A 24,254-nucleotide genomic window follows, 5' to 3' on the forward strand; every position below is an offset into this window, starting at 1 on the left:
CCCGTCCGTCGGATGGACTCCGACGGGCAGGGCCCCGCCCGGTGGCACAGCTGGTGGGATCAGTGGTGGCCGTGGCCGCTCGTGATCTCCTCGTACTCCTCGGCCGACGGCTTGGGGATCTGGGTTCCCTCGCCGTAGTAGCCGCGCGACAGCATCGCGCGCACTCGCGTGATGGGGCCGACCTTCTTCTCCACGCCGTTCTCGTCCGTCGCCGGGCCGATGGCCAGCGGGGCCGGCTGCTCGTGCGAGGTGAGCGTGAACAGCTTGGCCTGGTCGAGCGGTTCGTGGATCTCGATGAACTCGCCGTGCGGCAGCCGCTTGATGATGCCGGTCTCGCGGCCGTGCAGCACCTTGTCGCGGTCGCGCCGCTGCAGGCCCAGGCAGATCCGCTTCGTGATGAAAAAGACCAGCACCGGCAGCACGAAGAAGGAGATCCGGACCACCCAGGTGATCGCGTTGATCGACAGGTGGAAGCGGGTGGCGAAGAGGTCGTTGCCGCCACCGACCAGCAGGATCAGGTAGAGGCTGATCCAGGCCGCGCCGATGCCGGTGCGGACCGGGCGGTTGCGCGGGCGGTCGAGCAGGTGGTGCTCGCGCTTGTCACCGGTGACCCACGACTCCAGGAACGGGTAGACGCCCATGAAGCCCAGGACCATGGGGAAGATCACCAGCGGGATGAAGACACCCAGGACGAGGGTGTGGCCCCACAGGCTGATCTCCCAGCCCGGCATGATGCGGATCAGGCCCTCGGAGAAGCCCATGTACCAGTCGGGCTGGGCGTCGGTCGACACCTGGTCCGGCCGGTAGGGGCCGTACGCCCAGACCGGGTTGACGGACACCAGCGCGGACATGGCCGCGATGACACCGAAGACCAGGAAGAAGAAGCCGCCCGCCTTCGCGGTGTAGACCGGCAGCAGCGGCATGCCGACCACGTTCTTCTCGGTCTTGCCGGGACCGGGGAACTGCGTGTGCTTGTGGTAGAAGACCAGGATCAGGTGGGCCACCAGCAGGCCCGCCATGATGCCGGGGATCAGCAGCACGTGGATCGTGTAGAACCGCGGCACGATGTCGTGCCCCGGGAACTCCCCGCCGAAGAGGAAGAACGACAGGTACGTGCCGACGATCGGCACGGACAGGACCGCGCCCTCCATGAAGCGGATACCGGTGCCGGACAGCAGGTCGTCCGGCAGCGAGTAGCCCATGAAGCCGTCGAACATGCCGAGGAACAGCAGCAGGAAGCCGAACATCCAGTTGATCTCGCGCGGCTTGCGGAAGGCGCCGGTGAAGAAGACGCGCATCATGTGCACGAGCATCGCGGCCACGAAGACGATGGCGGCCCAGTGGTGGATCTGCCGGACCAGCAGACCGCCGCGCACGTCGAAGCTGATGTGCAGCGTCGAGGCGTACGCCTCGGACATCCGGATGCCCTGCAGCGGGGTGTACGAGCCGTCGTAGACGACCTCGTTCATCGCCGGGTGGAAGAACAGCGTCAGGTAGACACCGGTCAGGATGACGATGATGAAGCTGTAGAGGGAGATCTCGCCCAGCATGAAGGACCAGTGGTCCGGGAAGATCTTCCGCATGTTGGCCTTGGCCAGGCTGTAGATGCCCAGCCGGCCGTCGGCCCAGTCGGCGACCCGCTCGCCGGCGGGCGCCTTGCCGCGCGGCTTGGCGCTCGCGCTCTCGTTGGTACTCATCCACGCTCCCAGAAGGCAGGGCCCACGGGCTCTTCGAAGTCGCCGAGCGCCTCGAGGTAGCCCTCGTCGTTCACGCTGATCCGCAGCTGCGGCAGGGCGTGGCCCGCCGGACCGAAGATCACCCGGGCACCGTCGGACAGGTCGAACGTCGACTGGTGGCAGGGGCAGAGCACGTGGTGCGTCTGCTGCTCGTAGAGGCTGATCGGGCAGCCGACGTGGGTGCAGATCTTGGAGTAGGCCAGGATGCCCTGGTGCGCCCACTCGCGCGCCTGCTTGTCCTTGATGTCCTGCGGCTCGATACGGACGATCATCAGCGCGGACTTGGCGATCTGCTCCTGGAAGTCCTCCTGGTCCTCCTCCAGCCCCTCGGGCACGGCGAAGGTGAGGGAGCCGACGGCGACGTCCTCGGGACGCAGCGGCTGGTTGGTGTTCTGGTTCACCAGCAGCTTGCCCTTGGCCCACAGGGTGTGGCGGAGCTTCTCCTCCGGCAGCGGGCCGAGGTCGCGCAGCAGCATGACGCCGGAGAGCGGGACCAGGGTGAGCGCGCCGAACAGCGTGTTGCGGATCAGCTTGCGGCGGCCGAGCTGGCTCTCCCGCGCGCCGTCGCCGAAGTCCTGCATCACCTGCGCCCGGGTCTCCGGGTCGGCCTCGATCGGGTGCCGCTCGGCCGGGCGCTCGGTGTCGTCCATCAGGGTGCGGGCCCAGTGGACGGCGCCGGCGCCGATGGCGAAGAGGGAGACGCCCAGCGTCATGCCCAGCGCGAAGTTGAGCGCGCTGATGTGGCCCAGCGGCCAGACGTAGACGATCTTGTCGATCGGGATGACGACGAAGCTCGCGATGAAGCCCAGCGTGGCGATCATCGAGGCCGCGAACAGCAGCGCGACGGTGCGCTCGGAGGACTTGGCGGCCTTCTCGTCGATGTCCTGGCGGCGCGGAAGGTGCGCGGGCAGGCCCGGGTCAGCGAACGGGTGCTCATCCGCGCGGCCGACCTCGCCGGCGCCGTGAGCCGAACGCTCAGGCAGGTTCTCTTCTGACATGTCCTGACTCATGACTTCTTGGCCTTGGTGGTGTGGGCGCCGATCCAGCACGCACAGACGATGAGAGCGCCGAGACCGAAGATCCAGCCGAACAGGCCCTCGGTGACCGGGCCGAGGCTGCCCAGCGACATACCGCCGGGGCTCGGGGCCTCGTCACCGTTGACGGCGTTCAGGTAGGCGATGATGTCGCGCTTGTTCTGCTCGGGCATCGTGCTGTTGGGGAACGACGGCATGTTCTGCGGGCCGGTGAGCATGGCCTCGTACATGTGCTTGTTGCTCACGCCCGAGAGCGACGGGGCGTACTTGCCGTTCGTCAGGGCGCCACCCTTGCCCTGGTAGTTGTGGCACTGCGCGCAGTTGGTGCGGAACAGCTCCCCGCCTCGCGCGGTGTCCGCGCCGCTCGGGTTGGTCTGCTCCTTGGTGGGCGTGGACGGGCCCGGGCCGAGCGACGCGATGTAGGCGCCGAGCTGGTCGATCTGCTTCTGCGAGTAGATGACCTTCTTGCTCGGGACCTGCGCGCCGGGCTGCTGGGCCGGCATGCGGCCGGTGCCGACCTGGAAGTCCACGGCCGCGGAGCCGACGCCCACCAGGCTGGGGCCGTCACTGCTTCCCTGGCCCGACGTACCGTGGCAGCTGGAGCAACCGACGGCGTACAGCTTCTTGCCCTCCTCGATGGCGAGGGACTGGGAGCTGTCGTCGGCCTGCGCCTTGGGCGCGGGCGCGAGCGCCGCGTACAGCCCCCCGATGGCCGTGAGCGCGAGAAGTAGGACGACAAGCGCCGCCATCGGGTGGCGCCGTCGTGCGGAGAGCTTTTTCACGGATTACCCCGGTGTCAGGATCTCTTGCGTCGATGGGTCTGGGAGACGGACCAACGGCCGCGGCGCGCCGCGGCGGTCCGCTTACTTGATCAGGTAGATCGTGGCGAAGAGGCCGATCCAGACGACATCGACGAAGTGCCAGTAGTAGGAGACGACGATGGCGGCGGTGGCCTGTTCGTGGGTGAACCGCCTGGCCGCGTAGGTCCGTCCCAGGACCAGCAGGAAGGCGATGAGACCGCCCGTCACGTGCAGACCGTGGAAGCCGGTGGTCAGGTAGAACACCGAACCGTACGGGTCGGAGGAGAGCGAAAGGCCGTCCTCCTTCACCAGGTTCGTGTACTCGAAGATCTGACCGCCGATGAAGATCGCGCCCATGATGAAGGTCACGATGAACCAGGCGCGCAGCTTCTTCACGTCGCCGCGCTCGGCGGCGAAGACACCCATCTGGCAGGTGAAGGAGGAGAGCACGAGGATCGTGGTGTTCGCCGCCGAGAACGGAACGTTCAGGAGATCGGCGTGAGCCTTCCAGTACTCGGCACCCGTGACCGAGCGAAGGGTGAAGTACATCGCGAAGAGGGCCGCGAAGAACATCAGCTCGGAACTCAGCCAGATGATGGTTCCGACGCTGGTGAGGTTCGGCCGGTTGACCGACGGGTGCGCGTGCCCGGTTTCTACTGCTGTTGCTGTCGCCACGACCGACATTATGTCGGTCCCTTATCTCGCGCTCACTCCGGGGGGTGCCATTCGGTGTGTCAAGGCCCTTGGGACACCGGTGGAGATCGCCCGAAGGAGCTAACGCTCCTCGAAGGACCCTGCTCAGGAGTAAGGTTCGGCCACAGGCAGGCGACTCCACGAAGGCGAGGAGGCACGGATGCAGACGACCGCGACGGTGCTGGTCTACAGCGACGACAGGAACACCCGGGAGCAGGTCCGTCTGGCCGTCGGACGCCGCCCCGCGGCGGACGTGCCGCCGGTGGAGTACCTGGAGTGCGCGACCCTTCCCGCGGTGCTGAGCGCCCTGGAGAACGGCGGCGTCGACGTGTGCGTGCTGGACGGCGAGGCCGTGCCGGCGGGCGGCATGGGCGTGTGCCGGCAGGTCAAGGACGAGATCTTCCGCTGCCCGCCCGTGCTGGTGCTCATCGGGCGCCCGCAGGACGCCTGGCTGGCGAGCTGGAGCCGGGCCGACGCGGCGGTGAGCCACCCCGTCGACCCGGTCGAGCTGAGCGGCGCCCTGGCGGGGCTGCTCAGGCAGCGGCTGTCCGTCGGCGCGTAGCCGCCGCAGAGGTCACAGGACCGGCCGCAGGCGGGCCTGCGGGTCGTCCGTGTCGTCCGCCGCGGCCGGGTCGGAACCGGCCCGCGCCCCGGCGGCGCTCCCCTTGCGCCAGTCCGCCCAGCTGAGGTTCCAGTCGCCGAATCCGTTTCCGAACGGCGCCATCTCCTCCCCCAGGCTGTGCGTGACCACGACGATGTCCCCGCGCCGCACGTTCTCGAAGAACCAGTGGGCGTTCTCCGTGCTCATGCCGGTGCAGCCGTGGCTGACGTTGGCGACGCCCTGCGAGCCCACCGACCAGGGCGCGGCGTGCACGTATTCACCGCTCCAGGTCACCCGGGTGGCCCACTCCACGGGCAGGTCGTAGGCGTCCGAACTGCCCGACGCGATGCCCACGGTCTCGCTGCGCATGCGTACGTGGGCCTCCTGGCCCAGCACGACCTTGATGCCGTTGCGGGTGGAGAAGCCGGGCTTGCCGGTGGTGACCGGGATGGTGCGCACGACACGGCCGTTGCGCTTGAAGGTCATGGTGTGCGTCGAGGCGTCCGTGAGCGCCTCCACGCGGTCCCCGGTGCGCAGCGTCAGGGGTTTGGCCGGGCCGCCGTACATGCCGCCCTTGATGTGCAGGCCGTCGAGGGTGCTGCGCACCTCGATCCGGGCGTGTGCGGGCCAGTAGGCGCGCGGGCGGTAGTGCAGGGTGCGGTCGTCCACCCAGTACCAGGCGCCCTGTCCGGCCGAGGGCGAGGAGTCGACGTGCAGACTGCGCTCGACGGCGATGCGGGCGTTGATGTCCTTGACCGGGGCGCTGAGTTCGGCGGTGACGGGCTGTCCGACGCCGTAGGTGCCGGCCTCCGGTCCGAAGGTGACCCGCAGCAGCTTGTCGGGGGCGCGGGTGTCGAGCGCCAGCGTCTTGCGGCCCTGGCGGCCTTCCTTGTCCTCGGTGCTCACCCGGACGGTGTAGTGGGCCCCCGCCCCCAGTGCGGAGGTGCTCTGCCAGTGCCTGCCGTCCTCGGAGAGCCGCCCGCGGATGAACCGGCCCGAGGCGTCGGTGGCCGTCACATCCGTGATGCGTTTGCCATCACCCTTGACGGTGATTTCCAACGGCTTACCGGGGTCGGCCTTCTTGGTGCCCGTGCCCGCGGCCCACACCACGTCGCCCGAGGCGTCGTACGGAGCCTTGGCCAACGGATCGCCGTCACCCGAACAGGCGGCCAGTGGAGCCGCCACCACCGCTGTCACGAGTGCGATCGCCATTCGGCGGGGAGAAAAGAGACCCATGATCACACGGTATGCATAAGAGACCATTTGTGCGCGTCGGGCGCGTGCGAACGGGCGAGGCCCGGACCCCTTTCGGGTGTCCGGGCCTCGCCCGTGTGCGCTAAGGGATCACCGAGGGATCACTGGGTGCGGTTCTCGCCCCGGTAGTACTCGAAGACCCAGCCCCACAGTCCGAAGAGGATGAAGGGCGCGCCGAAGTAGATCAGCCACCAGCCGAAGATGATGCCGAGGAAGGCGGTGGCACCACCGAAGGCGAGCAGCAGCGGCTGCCAGCTGTGCGGGCTGAAGAAGCCGAGTTCGCCGGCGTCGTCGGCGACGTCCGCGTCCTCACGGTCCTGCGCCCCGGTGTCCGCCCGGCGGGCGGTGAAGGCCAGGTAGAACCCGATCATCACGGCCAGGCCGAAGGAGAGGAAGAGCGCCGTGGTGCCCACCGGCTCCTTGGACCACAGGCCGTACACGACGGCCATGGCCAGGAAGAAGAAGGAGAGCCACAGGAACAGCCTGCCCTGGAACTTCACTTGCCCGTCTCCTTCTCATCGCCGCCGGAGACGGCCTTGGGGGCCGGGCCGACGTTCTCCAGCTGGTCCTGAGCGGCGATCTCCGGGTGGTGGAGGTCGAACGCCGGGGATTCGGACCGGATGCGCGGCAGCGTGAGGAAGTTGTGCCGCGGCGGCGGGCAGGAGGTCGCCCACTCCAGGGAGCGGCCGTAGCCCCACGGGTCGTCGACCTCGACCGGCTTGCCGTACTTGGCGGTCTTCCACACGTTGTAGAAGAACGGCAGCATCGACAGGCCCAGCAGGAAGGAGCTGATGGTCGAGATGGTGTTCAGCGTGGTGAAGCCGTCCGCGGCCAGGTAGTCCGCGTAGCGGCGCGGCATGCCCTCGGCACCCAGCCAGTGCTGGACGAGGAACGTGCCGTGGAAGCCGAAGAACAGCGTCCAGAAGGTGATCTTGCCGAGGCGCTCGTCCAGCATCTTGCCGGTGAACTTCGGCCACCAGAAGTGGAAGCCGGAGAACATCGCGAAGACGACGGTTCCGAAGACCACGTAGTGGAAGTGCGCCACCACGAAGTACGAGTCGGAGACATGGAAGTCCAGCGGCGGCGAGGCCAGGATGACACCGGTCAGACCACCGAAGGCGAAGGTGATCAGGAAGCCGATGGCCCAGAGCATCGGTGTCTCGAAACTCAGTGAGCCCTTCCACATCGTGCCGATCCAGTTGAAGAACTTCACACCGGTCGGTACAGCGATCAGGAAGGTCATGAAGGAGAAGAACGGCAGCAGCACACCGCCGGTGACGTACATGTGGTGGGCCCACACGGTCGCCGAGAGGCCGGCGATGGAGATGGTCGCCGCGATGAGGCTGACATAACCAAACATCGGTTTCCGGGAGAAGACCGGAATGACCTCACTGATGATGCCGAAGAACGGCAGCGCGATGATGTACACCTCTGGGTGCCCGAAGAACCAGAAGAGGTGTTGCCAGAGTAGGGCGCCGCCGTTGGCGGCGTCGAAGACATGCGCACCGAACTTGCGGTCCGCCTCCAGGGCGAGCAGCGCGGCAGCCAGCACCGGGAAGGCGAAGAGCACCAGCACACCGGTGAGCAGCACGTTCCAGACGAAGATCGGCATCCGGAACATCGTCATGCCGGGGGCGCGCATGCAGATGATCGTGGTGATGAAGTTGACCGAGCCGAGGATCGTACCGAAGCCGGAGAAGGCCAGACCCATGATCCACAGGTCACCGCCGATGCCCGGCGAGCGGACCGCGTCGGTGAGCGGGGAGTAGGCGAACCAGCCGAAGTCGGCTGCGCCGTTCGGGGTCAGGAAGCCGGCGACCGCGATGAGCGAGCCGAACAGGTAGAGCCAGTAGGCGAACATGTTCAGCCGCGGGAAGGCGACGTCGGGGGCGCCGATCTGGAGCGGCATGATCCAGTTCGCGAAGCCGGCGAACAGCGGCGTCGCGAACATCAGCAGCATCACGGTGCCGTGCATCGTGAAGAGCTGGTTGAACTGCTCGTTCGACACCACCTGGGTGCCGGGGCGGGCAAGCTCGGCGCGCATGATGAGCGCCATGATGCCGCCGATGATGAAGAAGAAGAACGAGGTCGCCAGGTAGAGCGAACCGATCGTCTTGTGGTCGGTCGTGGTCAGCCACTTCACGACCGCCGCGCCCGGCTGCCTGGTGCGCAGCGGCAGCTCGTCCTCGTACGTGTCTTCTTGCGCCGCGGCCGCGCCGTGGGGTTCGTTGAGAATGCTCACTGGGTCTTGGTCTCCGCGTTCTTGGCGTTGCCGGTGGTGGCAATGCCTGCCGGGACGTAACCGGTCTGGCCCATCTTCGCCAGGTCCTTCAGGTGCTTCTGGTACAGCTCCGGAGAAACGACCTTGACGTTGAAGAGCATCCGGGAGTGGTCCACGCCGCACAGCTCGGCGCACTTGCCCATGAAGGTGCCCTCCTTGTTGGGAGTCACCTGGAAGACGTTGGTGTGGCCGGGGATGACGTCCATCTTCATCAGGAAGGGGACCACCCAGAAGTCGTGGATGACGTCACGCGAGGTCAGGACAAAGCGAACCGTCTCGCCCTTCGGCAGCCACAGGGTCGGACCCGGGTTGTGGGTCTCCGGGTCCCGGGTGGCGGCGGAGCCGAAGTCGTAGACGCCGTCCGCGCCGGCGGGCGCGTCCAGCTTCTTGGCCGAGATCGAGGAGAGCTCCGCGGGGACCTTGCCCGCCGGGGGCGTCGACGGGTTGCCGTCCACGTCCTCGACGTAGTTGAACGCCCAGCTCCACTGGAAGCCGACCACGTTGATGACGTGGTCGGGCCGCTTGGAGGTCTCCAGGAGCTTGGACTCGTCCCGGGCGGTGAAGTAGAAGAGCACCGAGATGATGACCAGCGGGACCGTGGTGAAGAGCGCCTCGATCGGCATGTTGTACCGGATCTGGGGCGGCACCTCCACCTTGGTGCGGCTGCGCCGGTGGAAGATGATGCTCCAGAGGATCAGTCCCCAGACGAGCACACCGACCGCGAACGCGGCGGCCCAGGAACCCTGCCAGAGCGAGAGGATCCGCGGTGCCTCGGCTGTTGCGGGGCTGGGCATGCCGAGGCGGGGGAAGTCCTCGTATGTGCAACCGGTGGCGGTCGCAAGGACCAGGCCCGCGGCCAGCGCCTGCGGCAGAATCCGCCGCATCGGGCGCCGCGACGAGCGGTCGGAGCCGTAGGGACTCACGTAGCGCCTTCCCGAGAGTCTCGCCCGCGCGTCCGGATTCCCGGCCTGTGCTGGTCGGTCGCCCTGGCGCGGGCAGTGGTGTGGATGTTTATGCGGACCAAACCCTACTGGACTCGTTTTTGGGCCGCGCGGGGAGGGGTGCCAACGCGCCGGGGCGGCCCCCGAAGGGGTGTCGGGTGCCCTCCCGGACCCGCGGAACGCCCCGTTCCGGGGAGTTCTGACGCAGGCCCAGACGCCGTCGGGACCGGCGGGGCGTACCGTGCCCGACGTGCCCTATTTCGATGCCGCATCCGCCGCTCCGTTGCATCCCGTGGCCCGACAGGCCCTGCTCGCCGCCCTCGACGAGGGCTGGGCCGACCCCGCCCGGCTCTACCGCGAGGGGAGGCGGGCCCGGCTGCTGCTCGACGCGGCGCGCGAGGCCGCGGCGGAGGCCGTGGGATGCCGGCCGGACGAACTCGTTTTCACTCCTTCGGGGACACGCGCGGTCCACGCGGGGGTCTCCGGGACGTTGGCCGGGCGGCGGCGGGTGGGTCAGCACGTGGTCGTCTCCGCGGTCGAGCACTCCTCCGTGCTGCACGCGGTGGAGGGCGGCACGGTGACCGAGGTGGCGGTGGACCGCACGGGCCTGGCCGACGCCGCCGCCTTCGGCGACGCGCTGCGGGCGGACACCGCGCTGGCGTGCCTGCAGTCGGCCAACCACGAGGTGGGCACCGTGCAGCCGGTGGCGGAGGCGGCCGAACGGTGCCGGGCGGCCGGGGTGCCGCTGCTGGTCGACGCCGCCCAGTCGCTGGGCTGGGGGCCGGTCGAGGGGCCCTGGTCGCTGCTGGCGGCGAGCGCCCACAAGTGGGGCGGACCGTCCGGGGTCGGGCTGCTCGCGGTGCGCAAGGGCACCCGCTTCGCGCCCCAGGGACCCGCGGACGAACGGGAGTCCGGCCGCGCCCCCGGCTTCGAGAACCTTCCGGCGATCGTCGCGGCGGCCGCCTCGCTGCGGGCGGTGCGCGCGGAGGCGGTCGCGGAGGCGGCACGTCTGTCGGCGCTGGTCGACCGGATCCGCACCCGGGTGCCGGAGCTGGTCCCGGACGTCGAGGTCGTCGGGCACCCGTCGCTGCGGCTGCCCAACATCGTGACGTTCTCCTGCCTTTACGTCGACGGTGAGGCCCTGTTGCACGAGCTCGACCGCGCGGGCTGGTCCGTCTCCTCCGGGTCGTCGTGCACGTCGAGCACCCTGACGCCCAGCCATGTCCTCAAGGCCATGGGGGTGCTGTCGGAGGGGAACGTCCGCGTCTCGCTCCCGCGCGGCGCGGTCGCCGGCGACATCGAGGGCTTCCTGGAGGCGCTGCCCGGCGTGGTCCGCACCGTCCGCGAACGCCTCGGTGCTCCCGAGCCGGCGGCGCGGCCGGCCGGGACGACGGGCGAGGGCCTGCCGGACCTGGTGGTGGACTCCCTCGGCAAGCGGTGCCCCATCCCGGTCATCGAGCTGGCGAAGGTCATCGAGGACGTACCGGTCGGCGGGATCGTCTCCGTCCTGTCCGACGACGAGGCCGCCCGGCTCGACATCCCCGCGTGGTGCGAGATGCGCGGCCAGGAGTACGCCGGTGCGCACGAGGCGCCGCAGGGCGTCGCCCACTGGGTGCGCCGGCTGTCCTGAACCGGCCGCCACGCAGCGCGCCCCGCCGCCCGGAAGGGGACGGCGGGGCGCGGCGGACGTGCCGGCGGTCAGCGCAGGTGCGTGCGGACCTCGTCGGCGGCCTCGTCGCCGTAGGCCTTGGTGAAGCGGTCCATGAAGTGCGCCCGGCGCAGCTGGTACTCCTGGGTGCCGAGGGTCTCGATGACCAGGGTGGCGAGCATGCAGCCCACCTGCGCGGCGCGCTCGTGCCCGACGCCCCAGGCCAGGCCCGACAGGAAGCCGGCCCGGAAGGCGTCGCCCACGCCCGTCGGGTCGACCTTGGCCTCCTCCTCGGCGCAGCCGACGACGACCGGCTCCTCGCCGGACCGCTCGATGCGCACGCCGCGGGACCCCAGGGTGGTGACCCGGGTGCCGACCCGGCCGAGGATCTCCTCCTCGGTCCAGCCGGTCTTGGACTCGATGAGGCCCTTCTCGTACTCGTTGGAGAAGAGGTAGGCCGCGCCGTCCAGCAGTATCCGGATCTCGTCGCCGTTCATGCGGGCGATCTGCTGCGAGAAGTCCGCGGCCCACGGGATGCCCCGGGAACGGCACTCCTCGGTGTGGCGGAGCATCGCCTCGGGGTCGTCGGCGCCGATGAGGACCAGGTCGAGACCGCCGACGCGGGCGGCGACCGCGTGCAGCTCGATGAGGCGGGCCTCGCTCATGGCGCCGGTGTAGAAGGAGCCGATCTGGTTGTGGTCGGCGTCGGTGGTGCAGACGAAGCGCGCGGTGTGCAGGACCTCGGAGATCCGCACGGACGCGGTGTCCACTCCGTGCCGGTCCAGCCACGCCCGGTAGTCGTCGAAGTCGGAGCCGGCGGCGCCGACGAGGACGGGCCGTACACCCAGTTGGCCCATTCCGAAGCAGATGTTCGCGCCGACGCCTCCGCGGCGCACGTCGAGGGTGTCGACCAGGAAGGAGAGGGAGACCGTGTGCAGCTGATCGGCGACCAGCTGGTCGGCGAATCGGCCGGGGAAGGTCATCAGATGGTCGGTGGCGATGGAGCCGGTGACTGCGATACGCACGGCTGGGCTGCTCCTGCGACGGGCGGACGGGGGGACGGACCTGTCCACGTTACCGGCTGGCCCGGCGGACGTGACACGGAGAAACTACCCGATAGTAGGTCTTTCTCATGTGATTCAGGATGCCTAGGGTCGGCTTATGACCCCTTCCCTGCCCGCCGCTCAGCTCGGCGAACCTGAGACGCTCGCCGAGCTGCTCGGCGACTGCCGCAAGATGGCCCAGCACTGGGAGACCCCCGCCACGCCGGAGGCCCCACGGGTCGCCCCCTCCCGACTGCACGGCATCACCGTGCCCGAGGCGTCCGCGCACGTCGTCGAGGGCATGGCCGAGTACGGGGCCTGACCGGAACCGCGACGCGCCCCGCTCCGTCCAAGTGACGTCCCGCTCCTGAGCCACAGGGGCGTCATGCTGTACCTGCCCGGTACGCACCGTTACGGGTCGGTACGGATCGGCACGGAGCCGAAGGAGCCGTCGTGGAGAGCGAGAACACGCCGCCGCAGCGCCGGCGGAGGTCGCCCTGGGCCGTCGTCGCGGTCGCCGCGGCCGTCCTGGCCGCCGGGGGCGGCGGCGCCTACTGGGCGACGTCCAGTGCGCAGAGCGGCACCCCCCGCACCCCCGGTGGCGGCGGCCCCGGTGAAGGCGGCGAGCCCCCGCCCCCGCTGGAACTCGACGGGCCCACCCGCGATGTCGTCGGCGACCCGGTGCTCAAGGCGAAGCTGCCGGCCGGCCCGTCCTCCGCGGCCGTCCAGCGCCCCGGCACCGTCTCCCGCGCCGCCGTGGAGAGGCTGGCACGCGCCCTCGGCGTGCCCGGGACGGTCGTCGCCGACCACGGCATGTGGAAGGCCGGCGGCACCCCGGACGGCGCGGGGCCCGCGCTGCGGGTGAACCGGCAGGCGCCCGGCGACTGGGCGTACTCCCTCTACACCACCGCGCCGCGGCAGAAGCGCGCACCGGCGCCGGAGGACCACGCCGTGACCGGGGAACGGGCGCTGCGCGCGGCCGCCCCGGTGCTCGCGGCTCTGGGACTGAAGGACGCCCGCACCGACGCGGGCGAGTCCGCCGGGGCCCTGCGCAAGGTCACCGCGGACCCGCGGGTCGCGGGCCTGCCGACGCTCGGCTGGCGCACGTCGCTGACCGTGGGCCACGAAGGGATCGTCACCGCGTTCGGGAGGATGGCGCCGCTCACCCCGGGCGCCACCTATCCCGTGGTGCCGGCCGCGAAGGCGCTGGAGCTTCTGCGCCACCCCGGCACCGGCGGCGACCACGGGCTCCGCGACTGCCCGACGGTGGTCCCCAAGGAGTCGCGCGCGCCGGGCGAGGACCCCGGACTGCCGAGGAAGCTGCCGTGCCTGCCGTACGGCCCCCGGGGCCAGGAGGTGCGCAAGGCCGAGTTCGGGCTGTCGGCGCAGTTCGTGTCCGGGCGGCCGGCGCTGGTCCCGTCGTGGCTCTTCACGCTGACGCAGCCGGGCGTGCGGGGCACCCCGGTGGTGGCGCAGCCCGCCGTGGACCCGCGGTTCGTGCGCGGCGGCCCGCGCAGCCGGGTCCCCTCCCCCTCGGAGACGTTCCCCGGTTCACCGGGCGGCCCCGGCCCCGGCACCGCGCCGCGGGTGGGGACGACGAAGGTGGAGTCGTACACCGTGGAGGGCTCGAAGCTGACCCTGCGCTTCTGGGGCGGCGTCTGCAGCAGCTACGCGGCGAGCGCCGACGGCTCGGGCCGGGCGGTGAAGGTGCGCGTCACCTCGGTGGAGACGAACCCCGGCGGGGCCTGCATCATGATCGCCAAGAAGTTCACCCGCACGGTCCCGCTCGACGCGCCGCTGGGCGACCGGAAGGTCGTGGACCTCTCCGACGGCAGCACCGTGCCGCGGGCGTAGGGCGGCCGGGGGAACGCGGAAGGCGGCGGACACCGTGGGTGTCCGCCGCCTTCATGCGGGGCGCGTACGCGCCGGGACTCAGTGGAAGGAGTCGCCGCAGGCGCAGGAGCCGGTCGCGTTCGGGTTGTCGATCGTGAAGCCCTGCTTCTCGATGGTGTCGACAAAATCGATCGAGGCGCCGCCGAGGTACGGGGCGCTCATGCGGTCGGTGACGACCTTGACGCCGCCGAAGTCCTTCACGACGTCGCCGTCGAGCGAACGCTCGTCGAAGAAGAGCTGGTAGCGAAGACCGGAGCAGCCGCCGGGCTGGACGGCGACACGCAGTGCGAGGTCTTCGCGGCCCTCCTGCTCGAGCAGGCTCTTGACCTTGGAGGCCGCCGCGTCGGACAGCAGGATGCCCTCGCTCTGGCTGGTCTCGTCCTGAACCGTCATCTGATCACTCCCGGGTTGTACGGACTGCTGCCACGACGGTCAACCGGTGGCTTCCCGGATTCATTCCTCCGGGTCCGACCGTCTTTCGCGTCATCCATGCTCGCACACCGGGGCCGCTCCGGGTAATGCGTCACAGTGACGCGATGCCCATCGTCATCCTGACGCGAACGGGTTATGATAGATAGCGTCAAATAGACGAAAAGGTTGAGCCGCAGTTCCGCAGAGAAAGGGCTCCGGGCCCGTGACCACCACCACCGAACCGCTGGACGTCCAGCCGACCCCGCTCGCGCTGCTTCTCCTGGGCCGCGAGTCCGACCCCCGCAGCGAGCGCGGTGTGGACTGTCCCGGCGACCTGCCTGCCGCCTCCGACCCCGACCTGGTGGAACGGGCCCGGGCCGCCAAGGAGAAGCTCGGCGACAAGGTCTTCGTCCTGGGCCACCACTACCAGCGTGACGAGGTCATCCAGTTCGCCGACGTCACCGGCGACTCCTTCAAGCTGGCGCGCGACGCCGCCGCCCGGCCCGAGGCCGAGTACATCGTCTTCTGCGGTGTGCACTTCATGGCGGAGTCCGCGGACATCCTGACCTCCGACGCCCAGCAGGTGATCCTCCCCGACCTGGCCGCCGGCTGCTCGATGGCCGACATGGCCACCGCCGAGCAGGTCGCCGAGTGCTGGGACGTGCTCACCGAGGCCGGCGTCGCCGATGTCACCGTGCCCGTCTCCTACATGAACTCCTCCGCGGACATCAAGGCGTTCACCGGCCGGCACGGCGGCACGATCTGCACCTCCAGCAACGCCAAGCGCGCCCTGGAGTGGGCCTTCGAGCAGGGCGAGGGCCGGGAGAACAAGGTGCTCTTCCTCCCCGACCAGCACCTCGGCCGCAACACCGCCGTCCGCGACATGGGCTTCTCCCTGGACGACTGCGTCGTCTACAACCCGCACAAGCCGAACGGCGGCCTCACCGCGGAGCAGTTGCGCGACGCCCGGATGATCCTGTGGCGCGGCCACTGCTCGGTGCACGGCCGCTTCTCACTGGAGTCGGTCGAGGACGTCCGCGCCCGCATCCCCGGCGTCAATGTGCTGGTGCACCCCGAGTGCAAGCACGAGGTCGTCGCCGCGGCCGACCAGGTCGGCTCGACCGAGTACATCATCAAGGCCTTGGAGGCGGCCCCGGCCGGCTCGTCCTGGGCGATCGGCACCGAGCTCAACCTCGTGCGCCGGCTGGCCAAGGCGCACCCGGACAAGCAGATCGTCTTCCTCGACAAGACCGTCTGCTTCTGCTCGACGATGAACCGGATCGACCTGCCGCACCTGGTGTGGACCCTGGAGTCGCTCGCCGACGGCAAGGTCGTCAACCGCATCCAAGTCGACAAGGAGACCGAGCACTTCGCGAAGCTCGCCCTGGAGCGGATGCTCGCCCTGCCGTAGGGGGCAGGATGGGCGCATGATCCTGCGCCCCCTCCGTGACTCCGACGAGGACGCCGATGCGGTGGCGGTGGTGGCGGCCGCCGCCTTCGGCGCCTCCGACGCCTTGCCCGGCGGCGGCCCGCCCGAGGAGATACCTCCCGAGCGGGCCGCTCTGCTGCGACGGCGCAACCGGTACGTCGCGCGTACCGACCCCGGTGGCTGCTGGCTGGCCGTGGACGAGGCCTCCGGCATGCCGCTGGGCGTCTCCATGTCGACCCGCCGCGAGGGGACATGGGGACTGTCGCTGTTCGCCGTGCTGCCGTCCGCGCAGCACCAGGGAGTCGGGCGCGAACTGCTCGCCGCCGCCCTGAGTTACGGCCGCGGCTGCCTGCGCGGCATCATCTGCAGCTCCGCCGACCCGCGGGCGGCGGCGACCTACCGCCGGGCGGGCTTCGAGCTGCATCCGGCGATGCGCCTGAAGGGGACCGTCCGCAAGGGCGACCTGCCCGCGCCGGACGGGGCGGTGCACGAGGGCTCGGTCAAGCACCGGGACATGATGGACTCCGTCGACCGGCGTACCCGCGGCGGCGCGCACGGCCCCGACCACGACCACCTGCTCACCGAGTGCGGGCTGCTGGTCGTCGACGACTTCGCGGGCAGCGGCTACTGCTACGTCGACTCGGACGGGCATGTGCGGCTGCTGGCCGCCACGTCGCGCCGCCTGGCGACCCGGCTGCTCACGGCCGCGCTGCTGTCCCTGCCCGAGGGCACCCCGGCGAAGGTCGCGCATCTGACGGCCGAGCAGCAGTGGGCGGTGGACGTCGGCCTGACGGCGGGTCTGGACCTCACCACGTCCGGCTGGGTCTGCCTGCGCGGGATGCGGCCGCCGCAGCCGTACATCCCCTCGGGCTTCTTCCTCTGAGAGCCGTACGGGCCCCAACGGACGGAGGGGCCAGGAGCGTTCGCCCCTGGCCCCTCCGTCGTCAGGCCCTGCTCACAGGTCTCAGACCTTGGTCAGCTCGGGCGTCGGCTCGGCCTCGCCCGCGCCGGGACCGTCGGACTTCGCGGCCCGCTTGAGCGCCTTGCGCTTGGCCCGCCGCTCCTTGCGGAGCTCGACCATCGTGTAGAGGGTCGGCACGAGCAGCAGCGTGAGCAGCGTCGACGACAGCAGACCGCCGATGACGACCACGGCGAGCGGCTGGGCGATGAAACCGCCCTCACCGGTGACCCCGAGGGCCATCGGCAGCAGCGCGAAGATGGTCGCGAGCGCGGTCATCAGGATCGGCCGCAGACGGTGCCGGCCGCCCTCGATGACCGCCTCCACCACGCCGTAGCCCTGCGCCCGGTACTGGTTGATGAGGTCCATCAGCACGATCGCGTTCGTCACCACGATGCCGATGAGCATCAGCATGCCGATCAGCGACGGCACACCCAGCGGGGTGCCGGTGACGAGCAGCAGGCCGATCGCGCCGGTCGAGGCGAACGGGATGGACACCAGCAGCACCAGCGGCTGGATCAGGCTGCGGAAGGTGCCGACCAGCAGCATGAAGACGATGGCGACGGCGGCGAGCATCGCCAGCGCCAGCCCCGAGAACGCGTCGCCCTGGTCCGAGGAGACGCCGCCGATCGCGGCGGTCGCGCCCTTGGGGAGGTCGAGCGCCTTGATCTTCGCCTGCAGGGCGGTGTTGACGGCGCCGGTGTTGTCGGCCGTCGGCGTCGCCGTGATCGTCGCCGCCCGCGCGCCGTCGATCCGGGTCTTCTGCACCGGCCCGGGGGCCTCCACGACGTCGGCGACCTTGTCCAGCTTCACCGGGCCCGCGGGGGTGGGGATGACGAGGGCCTTGAGGCCGGCCAGCGTCGTGGTGTCCTGCTCGGACGTGACCCGCACATCGCGCTCGGTGTCGTCCAGGACCGCCTTGCCGACGGTCGTGCCCTTCACGGCCTGGGTGACGGCGGCACCGATCGTGGTGTCGTTGAGGCCGTACTTCGCCGCCTCCGCCTGCTTGGCGTGGACCTCGATCCGGGGCACGGACTGCGCGAGGTCGCTGCTGACGTCGGTGACGTCGTCCAGTCCGGCCACCGCGGCGCGGACCTGCTCGGCGGCCTTGGCGAGGGTGTCGCCGTCGGCGGCCTTCACCACGACCGACAGGTTCTGGCTGCCGAAGCCGCCGCCCGCGGAGACCGAGGTCGTGCCGACACCGTCGAGCGCCTTCAGGCCGGAGCGGATCTTGTCCAGGGCGGCGGTGGTGTCACCGGCGTCCTTCAGACGGACCTGGAAGCTGGCCTGGTTGGCGCCGGTGCCGCCGCCGAAGGCCGCGAGGAAGCCGGAGGAACCGACGGTGACCTGGTAGTCCTTGATCTCGTCGATGCTGCCGAGCATCTTCTCGATCTTGCCGGCCGCGGCGTCGGAGGTCGTCAGACTGGTGCCCGGCGCGAGCTGCTGCTTGACCGTCAGGGTGTCCTGGTCGCCCTGGTCGAAGAAGTTGGTCTTCAGCAACGGGACCAGGCCGAGGGTGCAGAACAGCACCGCGACCGCGATCACGATGCTGGTGATGCGGCGACGGGTGGCGAAGCGCAGCACCGGGACGTACAGCCGCTGCAGGAGGCTGCCGGCCTCCTTCGCCTCGGCCGCACGGCGGAGCTCGTCCGGGTCCACCGTGCCGGCGTCGGCCGGGGGCTTGAGGAACCAGTACGAGAACACCGGCACGACCGTCAGCGACACCAGCAGCGAGGAGAGCAGCGCCGCCGCCACGGTCAGCGAGAAGGAGCCGAACAGCGCCCCGACCAGGCCGCCGACCAGGCCGATCGGCAGGAAGACGGCGACCGTGGTGAGCGTGGAGGCGGTGACCGCGCCGGAGACCTCGCGCACGGCGGTGATGATCGCCGCGTGCTTCTCCTCGCCGTAGGCGAGGTGCCGCTTGATGTTCTCCAGCACCACGATGGAGTCGTCGACGACCCGGCCGATGGCGATCGTCAGCGCGCCCAGCGTGAGCACGTTGAGGGACAGGTCGCGGGTCCACAGCACGATCAGCGTCAGCACGACCGACAGCGGGATGGAGAGCGCGGTCACCAGCGTCGAGCGCAGCGACGCCAGGAAGACCAGAATGACGAGGACCGCGAAGAGCAGGCCGAGCAGGCCCTCGGTGGTCAGGCCGTGGATCGACTTGGAGACCGCCGGACCCTGGTCGCTGACGACGGTGAGCTTCGCGCCCTTGCCGAGGTCCCGCTCCATGTCCGCCAGCTTGTCCTTGACCGCCGAGGAGACCGCGACGGCGCTGCCGTCCTGGGTCATCGTGACGGCGATGCCGAGGCTCGGCTTGCCGTCGGTCCGCGTGATGGAGTCCGTGACGTCCGGCTTCTCGACGACGGTGGCGACGTCACCGAGGCGCACGGGCTTGCCGTCCGTCGTCGGGACGCGCAGGTCCTTGATCTCGTCCAGCGAGGCGTACTCGCCGCCGACCTGGACGGTGCGGCTCTTGCCGTTCTCGTCGAAGGAGCCCGCGGGCACCGGGTGGCCGCCGGCCTGGAGCGCCTGCATCACGGCGAGGGAGCCGATCTTGGACCTGGCGAGCTTCGCGTCGTCCGGCGTGACCGTGACGATCCGGTCCTGGACGCCGGTGACCGTGACCTGGCCGACACCGTCGATGTCCTGGAGGACCGGGACCACGGAGCGGTCCAGGCCGTCGGCCAGCGCCTGCTGGTCCAGGCCGGTGGAGGTGGCGGCGAGCACCACGGTCGGGATGTCGTCCGTGGAACCTGCGATGACCTGCGGGTCCGCGGCCTCCGGCAGACGCGAGGAGACCCGGTTCACGGCCTGCTGGACGTTGGCCACCAGCTTGTCGCTGTCGTTGCCGTAGTCGAACTGGGCCATGATCACGGCCGAGCCCTCGCCGGCCGTCGAGGTGATGCCGGTGATCCCGTCGACACCCTTGATGCCGTCCTCGATCGGCTCGACGACCTGCTTCTCGACGACGTCGGGCGAGGCACCCTGGAAGGTCGTGATCACCGAGACGATGGGCAGGTCGATGGAGGGCAGCAGCTGCTGCTTGAGCGAAGGTATCGCGATCGCGCCGAATACGACGGCGACCACGGCCATGAGCGCGATCAGGGCGCGCTGGGCGAGGCTGATTCTGGACAGCCAGGACATCGTGGTGCGGTCTCTTCTCTGGGTCAGAGGATGCGGATTCAAGGACTTTGTCATCAGACCACCCCACCCTCTCCTGTCCGGAAGGGGGGTTTCCTCAGCCCGAGGTCGTGGTGTGCGGCTGCGGCGTACTGCGGCTGCGGTACGGCGCCGGGCGTAGTCGGCGCCCGGCCGGGCGCACCGGGCCGGACTCGTAGGCCGCGACGACCAGCTGCGCGCGGTCGCGGGCGCCCGGCTCGGCCACGGTGCGGGTGAGCGGGCTCACGCCGAGGCGTTCGGCGAGTGCGAGCGCGTCCGGCTCGGGCGCGGGGCGGACAGGCCGGCCCGGGCCAGGAACTGGGCGATCAGACTCTTCGTCGCGGACGGCGACGACAGCGCGTCCCCGGCGGCGACGGTACGGATCACGCCCGGCGATCAGCGCCCGGCCGGGCGGACCAGGCCGGACTCGTACGCCGCGACGACCAGCTGCGCACGGTCGCGGGCGCCCAGCTTGGCCATGGTGCGGTTCACATGGGTCTTGACGGTGAGCGGGCTCACGCCGAGGCGTTCGGCGATCTCGTCGTTCGGCAGGCCCATCGCGACCTCGATCAGCACCTCGCGCTCGCGGGCGGTGAGCGCGTCCAGCTCGGGCGCGGGGCGGGCGGGCGTACCGGCCTGGGCCAGGAACTGGGCGATCAGACTCTTCGTCGCGGACGGCGACAGCAGCGCGTCCCCGGCCGCGACGGTACGGATCGCGCCCAGCAACTCGTCGGGCTCGGCGCCCTTGCCGAGGAAGCCGGCGGCCCCGGCCCGCAGTGCCTGGGCCACGTACTCGTCGGCCTCGAAGGTGGTCAGCACCAGCACCGCCACCCCCACCAGGTCCTCCTCGCCGGTGATCGCCCGGGTCGCGGCCAGGCCGTCCGTCCCGGGCATCCGGATGTCCATGAGGACGACGTCGGCCCGCGTGCTGCGGGCCATCGCGATCGCCTCCGCGCCGTCGGAGGCCTCCCCGACGACCTCCATGTCCGGCTCGGACTCCACGAGGACGCGGAACGCGCCCCGCAGCAGCGCCTGGTCGTCCGCGAGCAGCACCCTGATCATGGGGGCATCCTCCCACTGCCCGCCGGCCGCCCTCACGCTCCCGCGGCGGTCACGGCCAGCGGCAGCCGGGCGTGCACGCGGAACCCGCCGTCCGGGCAGGGACCGGCCTCGCAGGTGCCGCCGAGCGCAGCGGCGCGCTCGCGCATGCCGATGAGGCCGTGTCCGCCGCCGGGGCCGGCGGGGGCGGGGACCGCGGGGGGACGGCCGCCCCGGTCGACGACGGTGACCTCCAGGGCGCCCGCGGCGCGGGCGATCCGCACCTCGGCGCGCGCGCCCCGGCCGGCGTGTTTGTGGACGTTGGTCAGCGATTCCTGGATCAACCGGTAGGCGGTCAGGTCGACGGTCGCCGGCAGCGGCCCGGCACCGTCCTCGGCCACGTCGACCGGCAGGCCGGCGCGGCGGAAGCCGTCCACGAGCTGGTCCAGGACGCCGAGCCCCGGCGCGGGTTCCATGGGCGCCGCGGGATCGCCGGACTGGCGGAGCAGTCCGACGGTGGCGCGCAGTTCGTCCAGGGCGGAGCGGCTGGCCTCCCGGACGTGGGCGAGTGCCTGCTTGGCCTGGTCGGGCCGGGTGTCCATGACGTGTGCGGCGACGCCCGCCTGGACGTTGACCAGGGCGATGTGGTGGGCGACCACGTCGTGCAGTTCGCGGGCGATGCGCATGCGCTCCTCCGCCACGCGCCGCTTGGCCTCCTCCTCGCGAGTCCGTTCCGCGCGTTCGGCCCGCTCCTCGACGGCGAGGATGTAGGCGCGCCGGCTGCGGGTGGCCTCCCCGGCCGCCGCGGCCATGCCCGACCAGGCGAACAGGGCGAAGTTCTCGGCGGAGTACCAGGGCCTGGCCCCGAAGAGCATGGCGACCGCGGTCAGCACCAGGCACGACGCGAGCCCGATGCGGAACGTGGTGGCGCGGTCGGTGCGGGCGGAGGCGGAGTACAGCGCGACGATGACGGCACCCGCCACCGGGCCCCGGCTGTCGCCGCTCGCGGTGAGCAGGTAGACCACGGTGACGGCGCCGGTGAACACCAGCACGCCCAGCGGGCTGCGGCGGCGCAGCAGCAGCGCGGCGCAGGCGACGACGCTGAGCACGATGTCGGTGACGGAGGCGTTGTACCGCTCCGCGTGCGGTCCGACGAACATGTTGCCGAGGATGATCGCCAGTACCGCGGCCGCCAGTCCGGCGTCGAGGGCGACGGGGTGGGCCGTCGGCCACAGGCGGGCCCGGTCCCGCATGGAACGATGCTGCACGCTCACCAACGGTACGGGCCCGGCGGTACGGCCGTGCCCCGGTCCGGTACGGAACCGGGGCCGGGGCACGGGCCGGGTGCGCCGATCTGCGGGAGACCGCCCGATGGACCGGGCGGCCGGAGTCAGCCGGGGATGAGGCCCCCGTCGGACAGCATCGCCCGGACCTCCTCCAAGGTGGCGTCCGGGCCCGGCAGGATCAGTTCGGACGGCTCCAGGGAGTCGTCGGGAAGCGGTGTGCCGAGCCCGCGGACCGCGTCGAGGAGCGCGGTCAGCGTGCGCCGGAACGCGGTCTCGTCGCCGTTCTCCATCTCGGCCAGGAGCTCGTCGTCGAGCTTGTCGAGTTCGGCGAGGTGGCTCTCGTCCACCGTCACCTGGCCCTCCCCCATGATCCTCACGATCACGACGCCCTCCTCAGGGGTGCCTCAACGCTTCGTCCCACCGGTGGTCACTGCTTGTCGAAACGCGGCTGGTCCTGGGGCTGCGCCTGCTGCCGCCCCGGCTGGCCGGGCTGCCCGCTCTCGATGGCCTGCTGCGGGGAACCCCCGGCGAGCTCGGCCTTCATGCGCTGCAGTTCCAGCTCGACGTCGCTGCCGCCGGACAGCCGGTCCAGCTCCGCCTGGATGTCGTCCTTGGCGATGCCGGTCGGATCGTCCAGGGCGCCGGACGCCAGCAGCTCGTCCAGGGCACCCGCGCGGGCGCGCAGCTGCTCGGTCTTGTCCTCGGCCCGCTGGATCGCCAGGCCGACGTCGCCCATCTCCTCGGAGATGCCGGAGAAGGCCTCGCCGATCTGGGTCTGGGCCTTGGCGGCGCTGTAGGTGGCCTTGATGGTCTCCTTCTTGGTACGGAAGGCGTCCACCTTGGCCTGCAGCCGCTGGGCGGCGAGGGTGAGCTTCTCCTCCTCGCCCTGCAGGGTCTGGTGCTGCGTCTCCAGGTCGGTGACCTGCTGCTGCAGCGCGGCCCGGCGCGACAGCGCCTCGCGGGCCAGGTCCTCACGGCCCAGGGCGAGCGCCTTGCGGCCCTGGTCCTCGTACTTCGCGGACTGCTGCTGCAGCTGGTTCAGCTGCAGCTCCAGACGCTTGCGGGACGTCGCGACGTCCGCCACCCCCCGGCGCACCTTCTGCAGCAGCTCCAGCTGCTTCTGGTACGAGTAGTCGAGGGTCTCGCGCGGATCCTCGGCCCGGTCAAGGGCCTTGTTGGCCTTCGCGCGGAAGATCATCCCCATCCGCTTCATGACACCGCTCATGGGCCTCGCGCGCCCCCTTCAGTCGGCTGGCCGGCACACCATCTACAGACCCCACAGTACGGGGCGTGGTTCCATTACCCCACTGTTCTGTTGCGGATGCGCTCATCCTTGAGAACGATCACGGTTCGGTGACCTCAGGCCCAGGGAGTAGGTGGGGGGCTGGGGGTCCGGCCGGGGACCACGTAACCTTGGTGTTGTGTTCCGACGTCGTTCCCAAGATGAGCAGGCCTCAGCCACCACGGTGGTCGAGGACCAGCAGACCCGTGACCCCCAGGCCCCCAAGGGCCGGCCGACCCCGAAGCGCAGCGAGGCGCAGTCGCAGCGGCGCAAGGTCGTGACCGCTCCCGGCGACCGCAAGGCGGCGGCCCGGCAGGCACGCGACGCCCGGCGCGCCGACATGAACAAGCAGCGCGAGGCGCTGATGAACGGCGACGAGCGCTACCTGCCCGTGCGCGACAAGGGCCCGGTGCGCAAGTACGCCCGCGACTACGTGGACTCCCGCTTCCGCGCCGCCGAGTTCTTCCTGCCGCTGGCCGTGGTCATCCTGGTGCTGAGCGTCGTGCAGAACGAGGCGCTGAAGAACCTCTCGCTGCTGCTGTGGCTCGTGGTGATCGTGATGATCGTCGTCGACTCGACCGTCAGCGGGCTCCTGCTGCGCCGCCGGCTGGCCCAGCGCTTCCCGGGCCAGAACACCCGGGGTGCCGTCGCCTACGCGCTGATGCGGTCCCTCCAGATGCGCCGCCTGCGCCTGCCCAAGCCGCAGGTCAAGCGCGGCACCAAGCAGTTCTGAGCGCGGACGGCGGGTTCGCCTCCGTCGC

At 70.6% G+C, this 24,254-nt stretch carries 22 protein-coding genes and 1 pseudogene; 7 read left to right on the plus strand and 16 right to left on the minus strand.

What is annotated here, in order from left to right:
* Nucleotides 1–59 precede the first annotated feature (59 nt).
* From ABZ883_RS29645 to ABZ883_RS29660, 4 genes are all read right to left on the minus strand, one after another.
* Complete coding sequence (locus tag ABZ883_RS29645) at nt 60–1,697, minus strand: cytochrome bc complex cytochrome b subunit (RefSeq protein ID WP_360911432.1); 1,638 nt, start codon at nt 1,695–1,697, stop codon at nt 60–62.
* Entirely contained in the window at nt 1,694–2,734 is a 1,041-nt protein-coding gene (locus tag ABZ883_RS29650; protein ID WP_360911434.1) for a Rieske 2Fe-2S domain-containing protein, read from the minus strand. The genes ABZ883_RS29645 and ABZ883_RS29650 overlap by 4 nt, the downstream gene beginning before the upstream one ends.
* Nucleotides 2,735–2,742: 8 nt before the next feature.
* Nucleotides 2,743–3,552: a cytochrome c gene (locus tag ABZ883_RS29655; RefSeq protein ID WP_360911436.1), complete on the minus strand. Its 810-nt coding sequence runs from the start codon at nt 3,550–3,552 to the stop codon at nt 2,743–2,745.
* A gap of 81 nt (nt 3,553–3,633) precedes the next feature.
* Complete coding sequence (locus ABZ883_RS29660; RefSeq protein WP_360911438.1) at nt 3,634–4,254, minus strand: heme-copper oxidase subunit III; 621 nt, start codon at nt 4,252–4,254, stop codon at nt 3,634–3,636.
* 169 nt (nt 4,255–4,423) lie between these two features.
* On the opposite strand from ABZ883_RS29660, the gene ABZ883_RS29665 reads away from it, so the two are divergent.
* Nucleotides 4,424–4,825: a hypothetical protein gene (locus tag ABZ883_RS29665; RefSeq protein ID WP_360911440.1), complete on the plus strand. Its 402-nt coding sequence runs from the start codon at nt 4,424–4,426 to the stop codon at nt 4,823–4,825.
* A gap of 12 nt (nt 4,826–4,837) precedes the next feature.
* Here the strand turns inward: ABZ883_RS29665 and ABZ883_RS29670 are convergent, their stop codons facing one another.
* The 4 genes from ABZ883_RS29670 to coxB form a co-directional block, all read right to left on the minus strand.
* Complete coding sequence (locus ABZ883_RS29670) at nt 4,838–6,100, minus strand: Ig-like domain-containing protein (protein ID WP_360911441.1); 1,263 nt, start codon at nt 6,098–6,100, stop codon at nt 4,838–4,840.
* 119 nt (nt 6,101–6,219) lie between these two features.
* Complete coding sequence (locus tag ABZ883_RS29675; protein WP_360911443.1) at nt 6,220–6,618, minus strand: cytochrome c oxidase subunit 4; 399 nt, start codon at nt 6,616–6,618, stop codon at nt 6,220–6,222.
* A complete protein-coding gene (gene ctaD / locus ABZ883_RS29680) occupies nt 6,615–8,360 on the minus strand; it encodes a cytochrome c oxidase subunit I (protein WP_360911445.1) in 1,746 nt (581 codons plus the stop codon). The genes ABZ883_RS29675 and ctaD overlap by 4 nt, the downstream gene beginning before the upstream one ends.
* Entirely contained in the window at nt 8,357–9,322 is a 966-nt protein-coding gene (coxB, locus tag ABZ883_RS29685) for a cytochrome c oxidase subunit II (protein ID WP_360911447.1), read from the minus strand. Before coxB ends, ctaD begins: the two co-directional genes overlap by 4 nt.
* A 268-nt stretch (nt 9,323–9,590) precedes the next feature.
* On the opposite strand from coxB, the gene ABZ883_RS29690 reads away from it, so the two are divergent.
* The gene (locus ABZ883_RS29690) at nt 9,591–10,970 is read left to right on the plus strand and encodes an aminotransferase class V-fold PLP-dependent enzyme (protein WP_360911449.1); all 1,380 of its coding nucleotides are present in this window, start codon (nt 9,591–9,593) and stop codon (nt 10,968–10,970) included.
* Between the two features lie 68 nt (nt 10,971–11,038).
* On the opposite strand, the gene ABZ883_RS29695 is transcribed toward ABZ883_RS29690, so the two are convergent.
* Complete coding sequence (locus ABZ883_RS29695; RefSeq protein WP_360911451.1) at nt 11,039–12,013, minus strand: carbohydrate kinase family protein; 975 nt, start codon at nt 12,011–12,013, stop codon at nt 11,039–11,041.
* 136 nt (nt 12,014–12,149) lie between these two features.
* On the opposite strand from ABZ883_RS29695, the gene ABZ883_RS29700 reads away from it, so the two are divergent.
* Both ABZ883_RS29700 and ABZ883_RS29705 read left to right on the plus strand, forming a co-directional pair.
* Nucleotides 12,150–12,353, plus strand: a complete 204-nt coding sequence (locus ABZ883_RS29700; protein ID WP_360911453.1) for a hypothetical protein — start codon at nt 12,150–12,152, stop codon at nt 12,351–12,353.
* Nucleotides 12,354–12,484: 131 nt separating this feature from the next.
* Complete coding sequence (locus ABZ883_RS29705) at nt 12,485–13,885, plus strand: hypothetical protein (RefSeq protein ID WP_360911455.1); 1,401 nt, start codon at nt 12,485–12,487, stop codon at nt 13,883–13,885.
* A 78-nt stretch (nt 13,886–13,963) separates the two neighbouring features.
* Here the strand turns inward: ABZ883_RS29705 and ABZ883_RS29710 are convergent, their stop codons facing one another.
* Nucleotides 13,964–14,317 (minus strand): iron-sulfur cluster assembly accessory protein, encoded by a 354-nt coding sequence (locus ABZ883_RS29710; protein WP_360911457.1) that lies wholly within the window; start codon nt 14,315–14,317, stop codon nt 13,964–13,966.
* 241 nt (nt 14,318–14,558) lie between these two features.
* Here ABZ883_RS29710 and nadA point away from each other — a divergent pair, with 241 nt between their 5' ends.
* Together nadA and ABZ883_RS29720 are read left to right on the plus strand one after the other, a co-directional pair.
* Nucleotides 14,559–15,746, plus strand: a complete 1,188-nt coding sequence (nadA, locus tag ABZ883_RS29715; RefSeq protein ID WP_360911459.1) for a quinolinate synthase NadA — start codon at nt 14,559–14,561, stop codon at nt 15,744–15,746.
* A gap of 16 nt (nt 15,747–15,762) precedes the next feature.
* Complete coding sequence (locus ABZ883_RS29720; protein ID WP_360911461.1) at nt 15,763–16,647, plus strand: GNAT family N-acetyltransferase; 885 nt, start codon at nt 15,763–15,765, stop codon at nt 16,645–16,647.
* 81 nt (nt 16,648–16,728) lie between these two features.
* Here the strand turns inward: ABZ883_RS29720 and ABZ883_RS29725 are convergent, their stop codons facing one another.
* The 6 genes and pseudogenes from ABZ883_RS29725 to ABZ883_RS29750 form a co-directional block, all read right to left on the minus strand.
* On the minus strand, nt 16,729–19,872 hold the full coding sequence (locus ABZ883_RS29725; RefSeq protein ID WP_360911463.1) for an efflux RND transporter permease subunit: 3,144 nt from the start codon (nt 19,870–19,872) through the stop codon (nt 16,729–16,731).
* Nucleotides 19,873–19,966: 94 nt separating this feature from the next.
* Nucleotides 19,967–20,271 (minus strand): annotated as a pseudogene (locus ABZ883_RS29730) (hypothetical protein); the annotation flags it as partial.
* 12 nt (nt 20,272–20,283) lie between these two features.
* Nucleotides 20,284–20,949, minus strand: a complete 666-nt coding sequence (locus tag ABZ883_RS29735) for a response regulator transcription factor (protein ID WP_360911465.1) — start codon at nt 20,947–20,949, stop codon at nt 20,284–20,286.
* 32 nt (nt 20,950–20,981) lie between these two features.
* A complete protein-coding gene (locus ABZ883_RS29740; protein WP_360911616.1) occupies nt 20,982–22,178 on the minus strand; it encodes a histidine kinase in 1,197 nt (398 codons plus the stop codon).
* A 137-nt stretch (nt 22,179–22,315) separates the two neighbouring features.
* Complete coding sequence (locus ABZ883_RS29745; RefSeq protein WP_360911467.1) at nt 22,316–22,594, minus strand: hypothetical protein; 279 nt, start codon at nt 22,592–22,594, stop codon at nt 22,316–22,318.
* 44 nt (nt 22,595–22,638) lie between these two features.
* Nucleotides 22,639–23,436, minus strand: a complete 798-nt coding sequence (locus ABZ883_RS29750; protein WP_360911469.1) for a PspA/IM30 family protein — start codon at nt 23,434–23,436, stop codon at nt 22,639–22,641.
* 196 nt (nt 23,437–23,632) lie between these two features.
* Between ABZ883_RS29750 and ABZ883_RS29755 the strand changes: the two genes are divergently transcribed.
* Nucleotides 23,633–24,226: a DUF3043 domain-containing protein gene (locus ABZ883_RS29755; RefSeq protein ID WP_360911471.1), complete on the plus strand. Its 594-nt coding sequence runs from the start codon at nt 23,633–23,635 to the stop codon at nt 24,224–24,226.
* The last annotated feature ends 28 nt before the right edge of the window (nt 24,227–24,254 follow it).

Source organism: Streptomyces sp. NPDC046977 (assembly GCF_040644455.1).
GTDB lineage: Bacteria > Actinomycetota > Actinomycetes > Streptomycetales > Streptomycetaceae > Actinacidiphila.